The organism is Methylobacterium gregans, assembly GCF_022179245.1.
GTDB lineage: Bacteria > Pseudomonadota > Alphaproteobacteria > Rhizobiales > Beijerinckiaceae > Methylobacterium > Methylobacterium gregans.
The window spans coordinates 20054-37689 of the sequence record NZ_BPQM01000137.1 but is presented as its reverse complement, the minus strand read 5'-3'; the positions used below and the strand labels follow the sequence as shown (position 1 = coordinate 37689).

Annotated in this window: 16 protein-coding genes; 8 read left to right on the top strand and 8 right to left on the bottom strand. The window is 71.2% G+C overall.

Annotation, left to right across the window (positions count from 1 at the left end; translation table 11 throughout):
- Positions 1-6 precede the first annotated feature (6 nt).
- Positions 7-3156 carry an efflux RND transporter permease subunit gene (locus MFF54_RS23585; protein WP_238306645.1) on the top strand — a complete coding sequence of 1050 codons (3150 nt, stop codon included), beginning with the start codon at positions 7-9 and terminating at the stop codon, positions 3154-3156.
- A 116-nt stretch (positions 3157-3272) separates the two neighbouring features.
- Positions 3273-4826: an efflux transporter outer membrane subunit gene (locus tag MFF54_RS23580; protein ID WP_238306644.1), complete on the top strand. Its 1554-nt coding sequence runs from the start codon at positions 3273-3275 to the stop codon at positions 4824-4826.
- Between the two features lie 79 nt (positions 4827-4905).
- Here MFF54_RS23580 and MFF54_RS23575 read toward each other — a convergent pair whose 3' ends face one another.
- The 3 genes from MFF54_RS23575 to MFF54_RS23565 are packed head-to-tail and all read right to left on the bottom strand — an operon-like array spanning position 4906 to position 8125.
- A complete protein-coding gene (locus tag MFF54_RS23575) occupies positions 4906-5373 on the bottom strand; it encodes a secondary thiamine-phosphate synthase enzyme YjbQ (protein WP_238306643.1) in 468 nt (155 codons plus the stop codon).
- Positions 5370-7076, bottom strand: coding sequence for a cisplatin damage response ATP-dependent DNA ligase (locus MFF54_RS23570; RefSeq protein WP_238306642.1), 1707 nt, complete (start codon positions 7074-7076; stop codon positions 5370-5372). Before MFF54_RS23570 ends, MFF54_RS23575 begins: the two co-directional genes overlap by 4 nt.
- Positions 7073-8125: a ligase-associated DNA damage response exonuclease gene (locus MFF54_RS23565; protein ID WP_238306641.1), complete on the bottom strand. Its 1053-nt coding sequence runs from the start codon at positions 8123-8125 to the stop codon at positions 7073-7075. The genes MFF54_RS23570 and MFF54_RS23565 overlap by 4 nt, the downstream gene beginning before the upstream one ends.
- A gap of 62 nt (positions 8126-8187) precedes the next feature.
- Here MFF54_RS23565 and MFF54_RS23560 point away from each other — a divergent pair, with 62 nt between their 5' ends.
- Both MFF54_RS23560 and MFF54_RS23555 read left to right on the top strand, forming a co-directional pair.
- The gene (locus tag MFF54_RS23560) at positions 8188-9144 is read left to right on the top strand and encodes a class I SAM-dependent DNA methyltransferase (protein WP_238306640.1); all 957 of its coding nucleotides are present in this window, start codon (positions 8188-8190) and stop codon (positions 9142-9144) included.
- A gap of 62 nt (positions 9145-9206) precedes the next feature.
- A complete protein-coding gene (locus MFF54_RS23555; RefSeq protein WP_238306639.1) occupies positions 9207-9977 on the top strand; it encodes a YoaK family protein in 771 nt (256 codons plus the stop codon).
- 40 nt (positions 9978-10017) lie between these two features.
- On the opposite strand, the gene arfB is transcribed toward MFF54_RS23555, so the two are convergent.
- Both arfB and MFF54_RS23545 read right to left on the bottom strand, forming a co-directional pair.
- Positions 10018-10440: an alternative ribosome rescue aminoacyl-tRNA hydrolase ArfB gene (gene arfB / locus MFF54_RS23550; RefSeq protein WP_238306664.1), complete on the bottom strand. Its 423-nt coding sequence runs from the start codon at positions 10438-10440 to the stop codon at positions 10018-10020.
- 34 nt (positions 10441-10474) lie between these two features.
- Positions 10475-10750 (bottom strand): BolA family protein, encoded by a 276-nt coding sequence (locus MFF54_RS23545; RefSeq protein ID WP_238306638.1) that lies wholly within the window; start codon positions 10748-10750, stop codon positions 10475-10477.
- 125 nt (positions 10751-10875) lie between these two features.
- Between MFF54_RS23545 and MFF54_RS23540 the strand changes: the two genes are divergently transcribed.
- The 4 genes from MFF54_RS23540 (at position 10876) to cobT (ending at position 15167) form a co-directional block, all read left to right on the top strand.
- Positions 10876-11493: a J domain-containing protein gene (locus MFF54_RS23540; RefSeq protein ID WP_238306637.1), complete on the top strand. Its 618-nt coding sequence runs from the start codon at positions 10876-10878 to the stop codon at positions 11491-11493.
- A gap of 269 nt (positions 11494-11762) precedes the next feature.
- A complete protein-coding gene (cobS, locus tag MFF54_RS23535; RefSeq protein WP_238306636.1) occupies positions 11763-12746 on the top strand; it encodes a cobaltochelatase subunit CobS in 984 nt (327 codons plus the stop codon).
- A gap of 16 nt (positions 12747-12762) precedes the next feature.
- The gene (locus MFF54_RS23530) at positions 12763-13257 is read left to right on the top strand and encodes a DUF29 domain-containing protein (RefSeq protein ID WP_238306635.1); all 495 of its coding nucleotides are present in this window, start codon (positions 12763-12765) and stop codon (positions 13255-13257) included.
- 5 nt (positions 13258-13262) lie between these two features.
- Positions 13263-15167, top strand: coding sequence for a cobaltochelatase subunit CobT (gene cobT / locus MFF54_RS23525; protein WP_238306634.1), 1905 nt, complete (start codon positions 13263-13265; stop codon positions 15165-15167).
- A gap of 42 nt (positions 15168-15209) precedes the next feature.
- Here the strand turns inward: cobT and MFF54_RS23520 are convergent, their stop codons facing one another.
- The 3 genes from MFF54_RS23520 to MFF54_RS23510 are packed head-to-tail and all read right to left on the bottom strand — an operon-like array spanning position 15210 to position 17600.
- Positions 15210-15668 (bottom strand): nucleoside deaminase, encoded by a 459-nt coding sequence (locus tag MFF54_RS23520; RefSeq protein ID WP_238306633.1) that lies wholly within the window; start codon positions 15666-15668, stop codon positions 15210-15212.
- A 51-nt stretch (positions 15669-15719) separates the two neighbouring features.
- Positions 15720-16787, bottom strand: coding sequence for a spore photoproduct lyase family protein (locus tag MFF54_RS23515; protein ID WP_238306632.1), 1068 nt, complete (start codon positions 16785-16787; stop codon positions 15720-15722).
- A gap of 60 nt (positions 16788-16847) precedes the next feature.
- On the bottom strand, positions 16848-17600 hold the full coding sequence (locus MFF54_RS23510) for an SHOCT domain-containing protein (RefSeq protein WP_238306631.1): 753 nt from the start codon (positions 17598-17600) through the stop codon (positions 16848-16850).
- Positions 17601-17636 lie beyond the last annotated feature (36 nt).

Genomic DNA, 17636 nt, shown 5'->3' with positions numbered 1-17636 from the left:
GCCGCCATGAACAGCCTGATCGTCTTCTCGCTGCGCCAGCGCGTGCTGGTCTTCCTGGGCTTCCTCGTGATGATGGGGCTCGGCTACGCGAGCTACACCCAGCTCAACATCGAGGCCTATCCGGATCCCGTCCCGCCGCTCGTGGACGTGATCACCCAGAATCCCGGCCAGTCGGCCGAGGAGATCGAGCGCTACATCACGATTCCGCTCGAGGTGGCGCTCGCCGGCATCCCGAACGCCACGGTGGTGCGCACCATCTCGCTGTTCGGCCTCTCCGACGTGAAGGTGCAGTTCAACTACGAGTACACGTACGAGCAGGCGCTCCAGCGCGTCCTCAACCGCCTCTCGCAACTGCCGCCCCTGCCGAACGGGGCGCAGCCGCAGATCTCGCCGACGAGCCCCGTTGGCGAGATCATGCGCTACAAGCTCGTCGGGCCCGCGGGCTACTCGTCGGCCGACATGAAGACCCTGCAGGACTGGGTGCTGCAGCGCCGCTTCAAGGCGATCCCGGGCGTGGTTGACGTGACGGCCTTCGGCGGCAAGGCGAAGGAATACGAGATCGCCGTCGACCTGAACCGGCTTCAGGCGCAAGGGCTGACGCTCGTCCAACTGGTAACGGCGCTCAACAACTCCTCGATCAACGTGGGCGGCCAGACGCTGAACGTCGGCGAGCAGGCGGCGGTGGTGCGCGGCATCGGCCTGATCCGCGACATGGACGACATCCGCGACACCATGCTGACGCAGGTGAACGGCATCCCCGTGCTGGTGAAGGACGTGGCCGAGGTGCGCGTCTCGAACGCGCCGCGCCTCGGCATCGTCGGCCATGACGACCAGCCGGACGTGGTCGAGGGCATCGTGCTGATGAGCCGCGGCGGCCAGAGCCTTCCGACCCTGCGCCGCGTCGAGGCCGAGATCGACCGGATCAACAACTCCACGATCCTGCCGCCCGACGTGAAGATCCAGCGCATCTACGACCGCTCGGGCCTGATCCACACCACCACCCACACGGTGATGCACAACCTCGTCTTCGGCGTGGTGCTGGTCTTCGTGGTGCAGTGGCTGTTCTTAGGATCGCTTCGCAGCGCCATCATCGTGGCGGCCACCATCCCGTTCGCGCTGGGATTTGCCATCCTGATCCTGGTGGTGCGGGGCGATTCGGCGAACCTCCTGTCCCTCGGCGCGATCGATTTCGGCCTGATCGTGGATGCTACCGTGATCATGGTCGAGAACGTGTTCCGGCACCTCGCCGAGCCCCACCTGTCCAAGGGCCAGCGGGCGCCGGGCGGGCTCACCGGGCGGCTGGGCATCATCGCCATCGCGGGCGCCGAGGTGAACCGGGCGATCTTCTTCTCGGCCACCATCATCATCGTGGGCTTCCTGCCGCTCTTCACGATGACGGGCGTGGAGGGCCACATCTTCGGCCCGATGGCCAAGACCTACGCCTACGCGCTGGTCGGCGGGCTGATCGCCACCTTCACGGTCTCGCCCGCGCTCGCCGCGCTGATCCTGCCGAAGCACGTGGAGGAGCGCGACACGCTGATCGTGAAGCTGCTCCGTTTCGGCCACGAGATCATCCTGCGGTTCGGCCTGCGCAACCGGATCCTCTCCATCGCGATCACCCTCGCGATCCTGCTCGTGTCGGGGCTCGCCGCGCGCAATCTCGGCCTGGAGTTCCTGCCGAAGCTCGAGGAGGGCAACCTCTACGTGCGCGGCACCATGCCGGCCTCGATCTCGCTGGAGGCGGGCAACGCCTACGTGCAGCGCCTGCGCAAGATCTTCCAGGAGGTGCCCGAGGTCGTCACCGTGATCTCGCACCAGGGGCGGCCCGCCGACGGCACCGACGCCACCGGCTTCTTCAACTGCGAGATCCTGGCGCCGCTCAAGCCTATCGACCAGTGGCGCAAGGGTCTCGACAAGGAGACCCTGATCCGCAACCTCTCCAAGCGTCTGGAGCAGGAGTTTCCGGGCATCGAGTTCAACTTCTCGCAATATATCGAGGACAACGTCCAGGAAGCGGCCTCCGGCGTGAAGGGCGAGAACTCGGTCAAGATCTACGGCTCGGACCTCGCGCAGATCACCAAGACCGCGAACGCCGTGAAGGACGTGCTCAGTACGATCCCCGGCATCACGGATCTCGCGGTCTTCGCCTCGCTCGGCCAGCCCACCGTGCGCATCGACGTCGATCGCCAGAAGGCCGCCCGCTTCGGGCTGTCCATCGGCGACGTGAACACGACGGTGGCGGCCGCGATCGGCGGCCAGACGGCGGGCGACCTCTACGAGTACGGCTCGGACCGGCACTTCCCGATGCGGGTGCGGCTGGCGCGCGAGTACCGCTCCTCGCTGGAGACGATCCGCAACATCACCATCGGGGCGCCGAACCCGAGCGGCGGCGTGGTGCAGGTGCCGCTCTCGGAGATCGCCACCGTCGAGCTCGTCTCGGGCGCCGCCTTCATCTATCGCGAGGACCAGGAGCGCTACATCCCGGTCAAGTTCTCGGTGCGCGGGCGCGATCTCGGCAGCGCGGTTCTGGAGGCGCAGGCCCGCGTCCAGCGGGAGGTGGAGATGCCGGCCGGCTACCACATGGAGTGGGTCGGCCAGTTCACCAACCTGCAGGACGCGGTCGCCCGGCTCAGCCTCGTCGTGCCGCTGACGCTGGTGCTGATCGCGCTGCTGCTCTTCATCAACTTCAACTCGGTCACCGACATGCTGCTGACGCTCTCGGTGATCCCGATGGCGATGATCGGCGGCATCTTCGCCCTGTTCTTCACCGCCACGCCCTTCTCGATCTCGGCGGCGATCGGCTTCATCGCGCTCTTCGGCATCTCGACCATGGAGGGCGTGATCCTGCTGGCCTACTACAACCAGCTCCTCGACGAGGGGATGGACCGGTCACAGGCCGTCTGGCACGCCTCGATCGTGCGCATGCGGCCGGTGATGATGACCTGCGTGGCGGCCTGCGTCGGCCTCCTGCCGGCGGCGGTCTCCACCGGCATCGGCTCGCAGGTGCAGAAGCCGCTGGCGCTGGTGGTGGTCGGCGGCATCCTGCTCGCCCCGAACCTGATCCTCGTGGTCCTGCCCGTCCTGATCTCCCTGTTCTCGCGGCGGACGACCAACCGCGACGCCGTGCCGGCCCATCACCACCCGGCAGCGGCGTGATGCGGGCGCAACAGGCTTGGGCGCGGGGCATGCCGCGCCGCGGCGCGGCGTTGACAGGGACCTCCCGGGCGTCCCTCTACGATGGGCAAGTTGCCAAGGTGGGGGCCGGCGGCGCGATGGTGGCAGGATCCGGACGAAGGGCGCGGATCGCGTCCCGCCTGCTCGCCGGCGCGCTCGGCGCCGGGCTCTGCGCGGGCGTCTCCGCCTGCGCGGTGGGGCCGAACTTCGTGCCCCCTGAGGACCCGCCGGTCACGCGCTACACGAAGGAGCCGCTGCGCAACCCGAGCGCGGCCGACGCCATCGCGACGCGCCAGGGCGGATCGGCCGACCAGAGCTTCGTCGCGGGCGCCGACATCCCGGGCGCGTGGTGGAAGCTGTTCCGCTCGAAGGCGCTGAACCGCCTCGTCGAGGAGGCGCTCGCCAACAACCCGAATCTCGAGGCGGCCCAGGCCTCGCTCCGCATCGCGCAGCAGAACGTCCTCGCCCAGAAGGGCACGCTGTTCCCGACGCTCTCGGCCACCCCGCAGGTTCAGGGCGCGCGCGCACCCGGCCTCGACCTGCAGTCGCCCCTGCAGAACGACAACCGCTACCTCTACAGCCTCTTCACGCCGCAGGTCGCGGTCACGTTCAACCCGGACGTGTTCGGGGGCAACCGGCGCCAGATCGAGGCGCTGGAGGCCCAGGCCGAGAACCAGCGCTTCCAGCTCGAGGCCGCCTATCTCAGCCTCACCGCCAACGTGGTCACGGCGGCGATCCAAGAGGCCTCGCTGCGCGCCCAGATCGACGCGACGAAGCGCGTGATCCAGGCCCAGACCGAGGTGCTGGAGCTCTACAACAAGCAGCTCAAGCTCGGTCAGATCGCGGGCGCCGAGGTGGTGCAGCAGCAGGCCGCGCTCTCGCTCTCCCAGCAGCTCCTGCCGCCGCTGGAGAAGCAGCTCGCCCAACAGCGCAACCTGCTCACCGCGCTGACCGGCCGCCTGCCGAGCGAGGAGGTCGCGCAGACCTTCACTCTCGCCGCCCTGCGCCTGCCGACCAAGCTGCCCGTCAGCCTGCCCTCGCGCCTCGTGCAGCAGCGCCCGGACGTGAAGGCGGCCGAGGCCCTGGTGCAGCAGGCCTCCGCCAATGTCGGCGTGGCGGTGGCCAACCGCCTGCCGCAATTCACCATCTCGGCGACCGGCGGCGCCAGCGCCGTGCGCATCGCCCAGCTCCTCAACCCAGGCGCGGGCTTCTTCACCGTCATCGGACAGGCGGCGGCGCCGATCTTCGACGCCGGCACGCTCTACCGTCGCCAGCGCGCCTCCGAGGAGGCGCTGACCCAGGCCCAGGCGCAGTACCGCGCCACGGTGGTGGGGGCCTTCCAGAACGTCGCCGACGCGCTGCGGGCGCTCCAGGCGGATGCGAGCGCGGTCGCGGCGGCCTCCGCGGCCGAGAAGGCCACGGGCGAGAGCCTCGGGCTGATCCGCAAGCAGTTCGAGGCGGGCGCCATCAACGCCACGCAGGTGCTGATCGCCCAGCAGAGCTACCTCTCGGCGCTCGTCACCTCGGCCTCGGCGCGTGCCACCCAGTACGCCGACACCGCCGCCCTGTTCCAGGCGCTCGGCGGCGGCTGGTGGAACCGCATGGATGTGGCGACGCCTCCGCCGGAGACGGACCCGGCGAAGTTCCTCTGACGCACGGGACGCTCCGGCAGGTCCCGGATCCCGCAGGGCGAGACCTTTGGCGGGTCCAGTGCGGAGCTCTGGTGCGTGCTCAGGCTCCCACCGCGCTCAGCACGATATCCCGGCGGTGCGGCCGGTCGCGGTGCTCGATGAGGTAGATGCCCTGCCACGTGCCGAGCCCGAGGCGCCCCGCCACGACCGGGATGGTCAGCCCGGAATCCGACAGCAGGGTGCGGATATGAGCCGGCATGTCGTCCGGTCCCTCGGCGCCGTGGACGTAGCCGGCCCCGCGCGGGGCGAGGGTGTCGAGCGCGCTCAGGAGGTCGGTCTGCACGTCCGGGTCGGCATTCTCCTGGATGGTCAGCGAGGCCGAGGTGTGCCGGCAGAACACGTGGACAAGCCCGTCCCGGATGCCGCTCTGCCGGAGGAAGGCCGCGACCGCCTCGGTGAAATCGGTGAAGCCCTGGCCCGGCGTCGCGATGGTCAGGCGCGCGCTCGCTTGGCGCCGCACCTCGCCCGCGGAAAAATCCTCGATTCCGTCGATCCGGCCCTGTCTCATCGCGTCTCCTCCAGCGCCTGCCCGGGCGCGATCTCGCGCTCGCCGCGGGCGAGGATGCGCTCCAGCACGTCGATGCGGTCGGCCTCGGCGGGGGGCTTGTCCCAGCGGATGCGGCTCACCCGGGGGAAGCGCATCGCCACGCCGGACTTGTGGCGGGTCGAGCGCTGCACGCCCTCGAAGGCGATCTCCAGCACCAGCCCGGCGTCGCGGCCGTACGCCACCTCGCGCACCGGGCCGAAGCGCTTGGTGGTGTGGTTGCGGACCCAGCGGTCGAGCTTGGCGAGTTCGGCGTCGGTGAAGCCGTGGTAGCACTTGCCGACCGGCACCAGCGCGTCGCCCTCGGGGCCCTCCCGCCAGACCCCGAACGTGTAGTCCGAGTAGAAGGACGAGCGCTTCCCGTGGCCGCGCTGGGCGTACATCATCACCGCGTCCACGATGTGCGGCTCGCGCTTCCACTTCCACCAGGGGCCTTTGGGGCGGCCCGGCAGGTAGGGGCTCGACCGCCGCTTCAGCATCACGCCCTCGATCGCGTCGGCGTCCGCCCCGGCGCCGACCGAGGCCGGATCGGCCCGGGCCGCGGCCAGATCCGCCCAGCTCGCGAAGGGCACCACCGGCGAGAGGTCGATGCGGGCATGGTCGAGCCGTGCCACGAAGGCTTCGAGCCGCGCGCGGCGCGTCTCGAAGGGCTCCGCCCGCAGATCCGCGCCGTCCGCGGTGAGCAGGTCGTAGGCGCGGACGTGCGCCGGGAATTCCTCGAGCAGCTTGCCCGTCACCGCCTTGCGGTTCAGGCGCTGCTGCAGGACGTTGAAGCTCTGCACGCGGCCCTCGCGCAGGATCAGGAGCTCGCCGTCGAGGCTGCCCGTGAAGGTGATCGCCTCGGCGAGATCCGGGAACGCGCCCGTAATGTCCTCGCCCGTGCGGGAATAGACCCGCGCCACTTGGCCACCCTCGCGGTCGCGTCCGCCGACGAGCTGCACCCGGATCCCGTCCCACTTCCACTCGCCCGCGAAATCGCCCGCGTCGAGCCGGTCGAGATCGGCCTCCTCCTCGATCGGGTGGGAGAGCATCGGCGGCCGGAACGGGGCGGGGTTCAGGGTCTCGGGGCGCTCTCCCTTCCCCTCCACCCAGGCGAACAGCCCGGCAAACGGCGGGGTGAGCCCGTGCCAGACCTCCTCCACCGCATCGGCCTCGTGGCCGCCGAGCGCGCCCACCGCCGTCTTGGCGAGGCGGGCCGAGACGCCGACCCGCAGGTTGCCGGTGACGAGCTTGAGGAGCGCCCAGCGCCCGGTCTCATCCAGCGCGTCGAGCCAGTGGGCGAGGTGGGCGGGCAGGTCCTTCCGCGCCGTGGTACTGAGCGTCTCGACCACGTCGGCGAGGGTCGGCGGGGGTGGGTTGTTGTGGCCGAGCCCGGCCGCCCCGTCCGCGGCTTCGGGGCCCGGCCAGATCAGCGCCGTGGTCTCGGCGAGGTCGCCCACGTAGTTGTGCGAGAGCCGGAACAGCACCGGATCGATGCGCTCCTCCACCAGCGCCCGGATCAGGGCGGGCTTGGCCTCGCGGAAGGTCAGGGTGTCGGTCATGGCCCCGAGCGCGTAGCCGCGCTCCGGGTCCGGCGTGCGGGCGAAATAGTCCTGCAGCAGGCGCAGCTTCGCGTTGCGGCGCGGCTCGTAGGCGAGGCGGTCGAGGAGTTCGGCGAAGGCGTTCACGCCGCGGCCTCCTCGGCACCGGCCTCCGGCGCGGGCTCGGCCTCGCCGTCGTCCCCGTAGCCTAGCAGGTGCAGGGGCTTCGCCCGAATCCCTTGCGTGCCGCACCAGTGCACCAGCGCGTCCTCCTGCCCGTGCGTGACCCAGACCTCGCCGGCCCCGGTCTCCCGGATGGTGCGGCAGAGGTCGGGCCAGTCCGAGTGGTCGGAGATCACGAGCGGCAGCTCGACGCCCTTCTGCCGGGCGCGGGCCCGCACCCGCATCCAGCCCGAGGCGAAGCAGGTCACGGGATCGGGGAACTTGCGCGACCACAGGTCCTGGATCGACGAGGGCGGGCAGAGCACGATGGCGCCGTGCAGGTCCTTGCGCTCGGCCGCCGCCACCTTCGGGGTGTCGCCGAGCGGCACGCCCTCCCGCTTGTACAGCTCGGTCAGCTTCTCCATCGCCCCGTGCAGGTGGATCGGCCGGTCCCAGCCTTCTTCCCGCAGCAGTGCCATCACCCGCTGCGCCTTGCCGAGCGCGTAGGCGCCGACGATGTGGGCGCGCTCGGGGAAGAGGCGCACCGATTCGAGCAGGCGCCGCACCTCGCCGCGCGTGTCGGGGTGTCGGAAGACCGGCAGGCCGAAGGTCGCCTCGGTGATGAAGACGTCGCAGGGCACCACCTCGAAGGGCAGGCAGGTCGGGTCGGGCGCCCGCTTGTAGTCGCCCGAGACCACCACCCGCACGCCCTCCCGCTCGATCGCGATCTGGGCGGAGCCCAGCACGTGGCCGGCCGGCGCGAAGCGCACGGTGACGTCGCCGATCCGGATCGCCTCGCCGAGCGCCGCCTCCTGGCGGGTGCCGCAGAACTCCGCGCCGTAGCGCACCGCCATGATGCGCAAGGTCTCGGGCGTCGCCAGCACCCGGCCGTGCCCGGCCCGCGCATGGTCGGCGTGGCCGTGGGTGATCAGCGCGCGCGGCACCGGCCAGGTCGGGTCGACGTGAAAGTCGCCCAGCGGGCAGTAGAGCCCTTCGCGGGTGAGGGTGAGGAGGTCGCTGGCGCGGAGCGTCATGATGGTCCGTGTCTGGGCGCCGGTATATAGGGCGCCCGTCCCGCCCCGTTCAGCACGCCCCGATGTCCCAGCATTCCTCCGGCGACCTGCTCGCCGACCGCCGCTACGTCTACGCCGAGGCGTGCTTGGCGGAGGGCGACGCCCTGGGCGCCGCCGAGATGGCCGAGCAGGCGATCGAGCGGGCGCCGCGCTACGCCCCGGCCTGGCTGCTGCTCGGGCGCGCCCGCGAGAGCCTGCACGCGGCGACCGGCGCCGAGGACCAGCTGCGCGCCGCGCTCGACGCCTTCGAGACCGCCCGCGGTCTCGATCCCGAGGACCGGATCGGTGCCGGCCTGCACCGGGCGCGGCTCGGCGGGGGCGCCGCGTCCCTGTCGGGCGCCTATGTGCGGGCCCTGTTCGACGGCTACGCGCACCGGTTCGAGCGGCACCTCGTCGAGGGGCTCGGCTATTGCGGCCCCGCGCTGCTGCGACAGGCCCTCGACGCGCTTCCCGAGGCGCCCGCGCGCTTTCCCGTCGTGCTCGATCTCGGCTGCGGCACCGGCCTGATGGGCGCGGCGATCCGCGACCGGACGGGCCACCTCGCCGGGGTCGATCTCTCGCCCGCGATGCTCCGGCTCGCCCGCGCCAAGGGCTGCTACGACCGGCTCGCGGAGGGCGACCTCGCGTCCTTTCTGGCGTCCGAGCCGGGAGCGTCCGCCGACCTCTGCCTCGCGGCCGACGTGTTCATCTATCTCGCCGACCTCGCGCCGGTGCTGGCCGGGATCGCGCGCGTGCTCCGCCCGGGCGGCCTCGCCGCCTTCACGGTCCAGTCTCCGGAAGAGGCCGGGGCGGAGGGGGTACGCCTGGGCGCGGACGGCCGCTTCGGACACGCGGACGCGCATCTCGCGGCGGCAGCGCAGGCCGCCGGTCTGGCGACCGCGCTGCGCATCCCTGCGGCGATCCGGCGCGAGCGTCGGCGGGATGTTCCGGGCCGAGTCTTCGTGCTGCGGAAAAGCACATCTTGTGCCGACGAACACTGAACCTTTGCCGTCTTGTGCGCTTAGTACGCGGTTCCAGAGACGTGTGACAAAGGACAGAGTGCATGACGGAGACGCGCAAAGAGGCGCCGGCGGACAAGTCGTTCCCGGCGAGCCCCACCACGCGCATCCCCTTCGCGGTCGCTCTGGCGGCTCTCGCGGGCTGCGCCGACTCGATCGGCTTCCTCGAATTCTCCCAGCTCTTCATGTCGTTCATGTCCGGCAACACCACGCGCTTCGGCGTCGCGGTGGCGAACCAGGACTGGGAAAACGTCACCCGCGTCGCCAGCACGATCATCGTGTTCTGCTTCGGCGCCTTCCTGGGCACGCTGCTCGCCGCCCTGTTCGGGCGCTGGCGCTTGGCCGCGCTCCTGACCATCGAGGCGGTGCTGCTCGCGCTGGGCCTGTTCATGCCCTGGGGCACCTTCGGCTACCCGCTGCACGCCTATCCGATCATCCTGGCCCTCGGCCTCCAGAACGCGATCCTGCAGGACGAGGGCGGGCGCAGCCTCGCGCTGACCTACGTCACCGGCGCCGTCGTCCGCTTCGGCACCGGACTCGCCAACCTGCTGATGGGGTCGGTCGCCTCGTCGTTCTGGATCCAGGCGCCGCTCTGGGGCGGCCTGAGCTTCGGGGCGATCACAGGCGGCGTGCTGCAACTGCGCTACGGCGAGACCGCCTTCCTGGTCCCGGCGGCGCTCGCGGCCCTGCTGGCCCTCGTCGCCCTGGTCTTGACGATCGCCAAGCCCGGCAGCGAGCTGGTCTCGGGCTTCTCGCCGGCCCCGGACGCCGCGCCGAGCGCCAAGCCCGTCGCCAAGGCCAAGGCGCTCGCCTGAAGCAAGCCCGCGCCCGGGCGCGGGCTCGATCTTGCTGGGCTCAATCCTCCCCCGGGCCGCCGCGCATGCGCTTGACCGCGCCGCGGCGGCTCTTGGCCTCGAGGCGGCGCTTCTTCGAGGCGAGCGTCGGGCGCGTCGCCCGCCGCGGCGTCGGCGGCACCGCGGCTTCCGCGACCAGCGCGGCGAGCCGCTCGCGGGCATCCTCGCGGTTGCGCTCCTGGCTGCGGAAGCGCTGGGCGTTGATGACGATCACCCCGTCCTGAGTGAGCCGATGGCCGGCGATCCGCATCAGGCGCACCGCCACCGCGTCGGGCAGGGCGCGCGAGCGGCGCGCGTCGAAGCGCAGCTGCACCGCCGTCGACACCTTGTTGACGTTCTGCCCGCCCGGGCCCGAGGCGCGCACGAAACTCTCCTCGAGTTCCTCGTCCGCGATGGCGATCTGAGGGGTGCAGATCAGGGGCACGATCGCCATATCTCCGTTCGGGCCGGGGCGCCGGTCAGGCCGCCTCTCCGGGCGTGCGCGCCTTCAGCGCCAGGGCGTGCAGCCCGCGCTTGAACGCCTCGTCCATGAGACCGTTCACCAGACGGTGACGGTCCACCCGGCTCTTGCCCTCGAAGGCCGCCGAGACGACGTCGAGGCGGAAATGCGTCTCGCCCCCCTCGCGCGAGCCGGAATGGCCCGCGTGCAGGTGGGACTCGTCCACCACTTCGAGCCGCGTCGGCGCGAGCTGCGTCCGAAGCGTCTCCTCGATCCAGTCCCGCAACGTCGCCATCGGCTGAAAACCCTCGATTCCCGGCGCAGGCGCCGGCGGCCGATCCGTCAACCCCGATCCACCGCATGCGGCATCAGGCCCGCCGGCCTTGTGTCTCCGGTCCGCCCCCTCATAATCGCCCCGTCATGGATCTCAACTCGCGCCTGTTCGACAGCATCCGGATCAAGCCCTCCTGCGACGACGCGAAGGAGACCGGGCCCGTCTGCGAGACCCCCGGCTGCGGCCGGCCGGGCCTCTACCGCGCGCCCAAGGGGCGCAAGGCGGAAGGGCAGTACTGGCGCTTCTGCATGGACCACGTGCGCGCCTACAACGCGACCTACAACTACTTCGACGGCATGAACGACGCCGCTGTCCAGGCCTACCAGAAGGACGCCATCATCGGGCACCGGCCGACCTGGGCGATGGGCGTCAACAAGACGGGCACGGCCAAGCCGAAATCGGAGCCGCAGCGCGACTGGGCCTATGTCGACCCGCTGGGCATCCTGCGCGCCGAAGGGCTCGGCGAGACGCGTCGGCGCACGCAGGCGGAGCCCCAGCGCCCGCGCCGCTCGCCCACCGTCACCAAGGCCCTCGACGTGATGGGCCTCGACGAGAGCGCCGACGCCGCCGCCATCAAGGCGCAGTACAAAGTGCTGGTGAAGCGCTTCCACCCGGACGCCAACGGCGGCGACCGCTCGTTCGAGGACCGCCTGCGCGACATCATCCGCGCCCACGACGTGCTGCGCGGTGCCGGGCTCTGCTGAGTCCGCCGGCCCGCAGCGGCGGGCTTCGGCACGATCGATGCACGCGCCGCGTAACGCCTTCCCGCGCGAGGCGGGCGGACAATGCCGGCGGGCTCCCTATATGGGGGTGATCCCGGACGTCGCGTCCCGCGTGCCGCCGCCCCCTTGGCGCCCCGCCGCGACGACGGCTAAGGAAGGCCGGCACCGCGGTTTTCCGCGGCCCGCCCGGTCCGAGAATCCGCGAGGTCATCCGGCACCCGCCGTCGGAGCCCGCCCCCACGAGGTCCCGTATGCTCTCTGACGACAAGCCCGCCGCGATGCCCGATCGCCACGTCTCGGTCCGCGAGGTGTTCGGCATCGACCTCGACCTCAAGGTGCCGGCCTTCTCGGAAGCCGACGAGCACGTGCCGGATCTCGACCCGGACTACATCTTCGACCGCGAGACCACGCTCGCCATCCTGGCGGGCTTCGCCCGGAACCGCCGCGTGATGGTCACGGGCTATCACGGCACCGGCAAGTCGACCCATATCGAGCAGGTCGCCGCCCGCCTGAACTGGCCCTGCATCCGGATCAACCTCGACAGCCACGTCTCGCGCATCGACCTCGTCGGCAAGGACGCGATCGTGCTGCAGGACGGCAAGCAGGTCACCGCCTTCCAGGACGGCATCCTGCCCTGGGCGCTGCAGAACAACGTCGCGCTCGTCTTCGACGAGTACGATGCCGGCCGCCCCGACGTGATGTTCGTGATCCAGCGCGTGCTGGAGGTGTCGGGCCGCCTGACGCTGCTCGACCAGAAGCGGGTGATCCGCCCCCACCCGGCCTTCCGGCTCTTCGCCACGGCGAACACGGTGGGCCTCGGCGACACGTCCGGCCTCTATCACGGCACGCAGCAGATCAACCAGGGCCAGATGGACCGCTGGTCGATCGTCACCACGCTGAACTACCTGCCGCATGACCGCGAGGTCGACATCGTGCTCTCGAAGGCGACGCACTACCAGGGCGACCAGGGCCGGGACATCGTCAACCGCATGGTGCGCGTGGCCGACCTCACCCGCAACGCCTTCATGAACGGCGACCTCTCGACCGTGATGAGCCCCCGCACGGTGATCACCTGGGCGGAGAACGCCGAGATCTTCCGCGATATCGGCTTCGCCTTCCGGGTGACCTTCCTCAACAAGTGCGACGAGCTGGAGCGGACGCTGGTGGCCGAGTTCTACCAGCGCGCCTTCGGCAAGGACCTGCCCGAGAGCGCGGTGAACGTCGCGCTGAGCTGACCCGATGGAGGACGCGATGGCGCCGCCGGCCCCGACCCGCGAGGACGCCCCGTCGGCGCCTGGCGCCGCGGGCCGGACGCGCTACGCGGACGACCTCTACACCTGGGTTCAGGAGCAGGTGGCGCTGCTCCGCGCCGGCCGGGTGGACGCGCTCGACCTCGACAACATCGCCGAGGAGCTGAGCGACGTGGGGGCGAGCGAGTATTACCGGCTTCAGAGTGCGATCGAGGTCGTCCTCCTCCACATGCTCAAGTGGGACCAGCAGCCCGAGCGACGCACGCGTAGCTGGGTGCTCAGCATCGCCGAGCATCGCGACCGGGCCCAGATTCAGTTGCGCAAGAGTCCCGGCCTCAAGTCGAGCCTGGACGAGGTGCGTGCCGATGGCTTCCGCCTCGCCCGGCTCCGTGCGGCCCGCGAGATGCGGCGTGCCCTCAAGACCCTGCCCGCGGAGTGTCCCTACGGCTGGGACGACATCCTGAACCGTCCCTTCGAGTACGAGGCCGACCGGTAGCCCGCATGTCCATCTCCAACCGCAAGCCCGGTGAGCGCCGCGAGCCCGTGGCCGAGCCCCTGAAGCGCTCGGTCGCGGGGTGTCTGCGCGCCATTGCGCGCCGCTCCGAGATCGAGGTGACCTACGCCACCGACCGGCCGGCGCTGACCGGGGACAAGGCCCGCCTGCCCGAGCCGCCCCGGAAGTTGTCCTCGCACGACGTGGCGGTGCTGCGCGGCAACGCCGACTCGATGGCGCTCCGCCTCGGCTGCCACGACGTCGCCGTGCACCGCCGCCTCGCGCCCGAGAACGCGCCGGCCCGCGCGGTCTACGACGCGGTCGAGCAGGCGCGCGTCGAGGCGATCGGCTCGCGCCGCATGGCGGGCGTCGCCTCGAACATCTCGGCGATGCTGGAGGACCGCTACCATCGCGGCGGCAAGTACGAGACCATCACGGACCGGGCCGACGCGCCGATGGAGGACGCCGTCGCGCTGATGGTGCGCGAGCGGCTGACCGGCCAGGCGCCGCCGGCCGCAGCGCAGCGCATCGTCGATCTCTGGCGCGACCATGTCGAGGCCAAGGCCGGGCGCAATCTCGACGGCCTCGTCGGCTCGATCGAGGACCAGCGCGCCTTCGCGCGCTCGGTGCGCGACCTCCTCTCCTCGCTCGACATGGCCGACGAGACGCCCTTCGACCCGGAGGACGACGAGACCGACGAGGAGGGCGAGGCCCAGGACAGCGAGCAGAGCCCGCAGGAGGGCGAAGCCGAGGAGCAGTCCCAGGGCGACCGCGCCGAGATCGAGACCTCCGAGGAGGCCTCCGACGAGATCGAGGAGGGCACGCAGGAGGCCGCCGACGCGCCCTCCGGCGAGCTGCCCGATGAGGCCGAGGAGGCCGATTCCGAAGAGGCCGGCGAGTCCTGGCGCCCGCCGCAGCGGCCCGACAACACGCCGCGGGGCCCCGAGTACAAGGTCTTCAACGCCCGCTTCGACGAGGTCATCCACGCCGAGGATCTCTGCGATTCGGACGAGCTCGCGCGGCTGCGCACCTATCTGGACAAGCAGCTCTCGCACCTGCAGGGCGTGGTCGGGCGGCTCGCCAACCGGCTGCAGCGGCGGCTCTTGGCCCAGCAGAACCGCGCCTGGGACTTCGACCTGGAGGAGGGCCAGCTCGATCCGGCCCGGCTGGTGCGCGTGGTGATCGACCCGTTCCAGCCCCTCTCCTTCAAGCAGGAGAAGGACACCAATTTCCGCGACACGGTGGTGACCCTCCTCCTCGACAATTCGGGCTCGATGCGCGGGCGGCCGATCACCGTGGCGGCGACCTGCGCCGACATCCTGGCCCGCACGCTGGAGCGCTGCGGCGTGAAGGTGGAGATCCTCGGCTTCACCACCCGCGCCTGGAAGGGTGGCCAGAGCCGTGAGGCGTGGCTCGCCGCCGGCAAGCCGCCGAACCCGGGCCGGCTGAACGACCTGCGCCATATCGTCTACAAGGCGGCGGACGCGCCCTGGCGCCGCGCGCGGAAGAACCTCGGGCTGATGATGCGCGAGGGGCTGCTCAAGGAGAATATCGACGGTGAGGCGCTGGATTGGGCGCACAAGCGCCTGCTCGGCCGCTCCGAGCAGCGCAAGATCCTGATGGTGATCTCGGACGGCGCGCCGGTCGACGACTCGACGCTGTCGGTCAACGCCGGCAACTACCTGGAGCGGCACCTGCGCTGGATGATCGAGGACATCGAGACGCGCTCGCCGGTCGAGCTGCTGGCCATCGGCATCGGCCACGACGTGACGCGCTACTACCGCCGCGCCGTGACGATCATCGACGCGGAGGAACTCGGCGGCGCGATGACCGAGAAGCTTGCCGAGCTGTTCGAGGAGGACGGTGCGCCGGCGCCGGCGCGCGCGCTCCGGGTCGCTGGCGGGCGGCGGTAGGGTGCGGGTCCCCTCTCCCGTAGGGTGAGGGGGCGCATCGGCTCATCCCCGCTTCTTCGCCGCCCAGGCCGGGTAGGGGCTCTCTCCCTCCGGGCGCCTGTGCTCCAGCCGCATCGGCTGCTCGGCGAGCGGGCGGCAGAGCTCGGCGTAGATCCCGGCCGAGCCCGCCCCGTAGGTCTCGGCCTCTTCGGCCGCGTAGGCGAAATAGCCCGCGCGGAAGCCCGCGAGCCGCATCGCCGCGTGGCACATCGGGCAGGGCTGGCCGCTCGCGTACATCACGCAGTCCGAGAGGTCGCGGCTGCCGAGCAACCGGCTCGCCTCCCGCAGGGCCACCATCTCGGCGTGGTCGCTCGGATCGTTGGTGCGGTGGACAGTGTTGGCCGCGCGCGCCAGCACGGCGCCGTCCCGCACGATCACCGCGCCGTAGGGCGAGCCGCCTTCGTCCACGTTCCGGCGCGCGATCGCGACCGCCTCGGCGAGGTGGGCTGTGTGGTCCGTCACTGGGGCTCTCCCGACTGATCCCCGCGGCAACGCGGGCGCCCGAGCCGCGGTTCAGAACGCGTAGCGCACGGTGCAGTCCGGCAGGGTCTCGGCGAGCAGCGCCTTGAAGCGGGCGAGCCAGCGGCCCTTCCAGCCGGCGCGGTAGCGCACGTTCTCGCCCCCGCCCTCGGAGACCTTGGCCTCCTGGATGTCGGGCCGCCAGAGCAGCGCCTCCGCCTTCGGGTGCCAGCCGAGATTGACCTGATGCAGCCCCGCATTGTGGGTCAGCATGATGATCTCGCACCGAAGCTGCGCGCGGGCGCGGGCCGAGAGGGTGTCGGCGATCTGCTCGAAGAGCGCCCGCCAGTCGGCCTCCCAGCCCTCGTAGAGGATCACGGGCGAGAAGTTGGCGTGGACCTCGTAGCCGGCGGCCACGAAGTCGTCGATCGCCGCGATCCGCTCCGGAATCGGCGCGGTGCGCACGTCGACCACCCGGGCGATCGTCTCCGGCATCAGCGAGAAGCGGATCCGCGTCTTGCCCTGCGGGTCGTAGCCGAGGAGATCGCGGTTGACCGCCTTGGTGGCGAAGGAGGCCTTGGCGTTCGGCAGGCCACGGAACAGCGCCACGAAGTCCCGCACGCCCTCGGTCAGCGCCGCATCGACCGAGAGGTCGCCGTTCTCGCCGATATCGTAGACCCAGTGGACCGGATCGATCTGGTCGGGCTCAGGGAGCGGGCCCTGCCTGCCCGCGTGCCGCGCGATCGCCGCGCAGGCGGCCTCGGTGTTCACGAAGAGCGAGATCGGGTTCGAGAAGCCCTTGCGGCGCGGCACGTAGCAGTAGGCGCAGGCCATGGCGCAGCCGTTCGAGGTCGAGGGCGCGATGAAGTGGGCGCTGCGCCCGTTCGGGCGCATCGTCAGGCCCTTCTTCACCCCGAGCACCAGGGTCGAGCGCTTGAGGCGCACCCAGTCCTCCACCGAGCCCGCGTTGCCGTGCAGCTCCGGGATGTTCCAGTGCGAGGGGACGAGGATGCGCTGGGCGTCGGGAAAGCGCGCCAGGATCTCGGTCCCGCGCCGGTGATCCGGCACGGCGGCCTCGTGGTAGATCCGGCGAATGTCGAGCAGGTCGCGGGTGAGGGCCAAGGGGTTGCGCGTGCCGGATCCCGCGGCCGGGCCGGCCGCAGGTCCGATATGGCGCCGCGCTCAGAGCCGGGCGAGCAGTTCCGCCTTCTTGTCCGCGAATTCCTGGTCGGTCAGAACGCCGCGGCCGTGCAGCTCGGCCAGGCGCTCGATCGTGCCGAGCACGTCGCCGGACGGCGAGGCCGCCGAGTTCGGAGCGGGTGCGTAGGCCTGCGACGCCTCGGGCCGAGAGGAGGGCATCGCGGTGGCGGGCTGGCGCATCGCCGCCTCCGCCTCCGCGCCGATCCGGCGCAGGTGCTCGACGGCGACCGCCCCCTGCGGCCCGGAAAAGCTCAAGGCACCGTTCGACTGCGAGACGCCGGAGATCTGGTGCTCGCCCGTGTCGTAGAGCGCGACGCCCGCGCCCGACTCGATCGCGAGGCGGCGGCTCTCCGGGAAGTAGGCGTAGCGCAGGCCGTTCTGCGAGCCGGTGCTGGACGGGTGGCCAAGATCGGCCGGCCACCACGTGCCGCCGCCGCGCTGGCCCTCGGGCGCGCCGCCCGCCGACCAGCCGCCCGGCGGCAGCGCGGCGGCGAGCTCGGTGCAGAGGCCGGAGACCCGGGCCTTCAGCTCGGTGTTGAACATGTCGCCGACCATGATCATGCCGCCGGCCGACCACTGCCCCATCCCGCCGAGGTCGGGGTGGTCGAACTGCGCCATGTTGCCCTGTCCGCGCTCCAGCGCGTGCATCAGGTGGCGCACGGCGTCGAGACCGACGCCGTAACGCTCGGCGACCGCCTGCAGCCCGCTGGCGTGGTCGGGTCCTTCGTTGATCATCGCGTCAGGCTCCGGCGCGGTCCGTACGACACGACC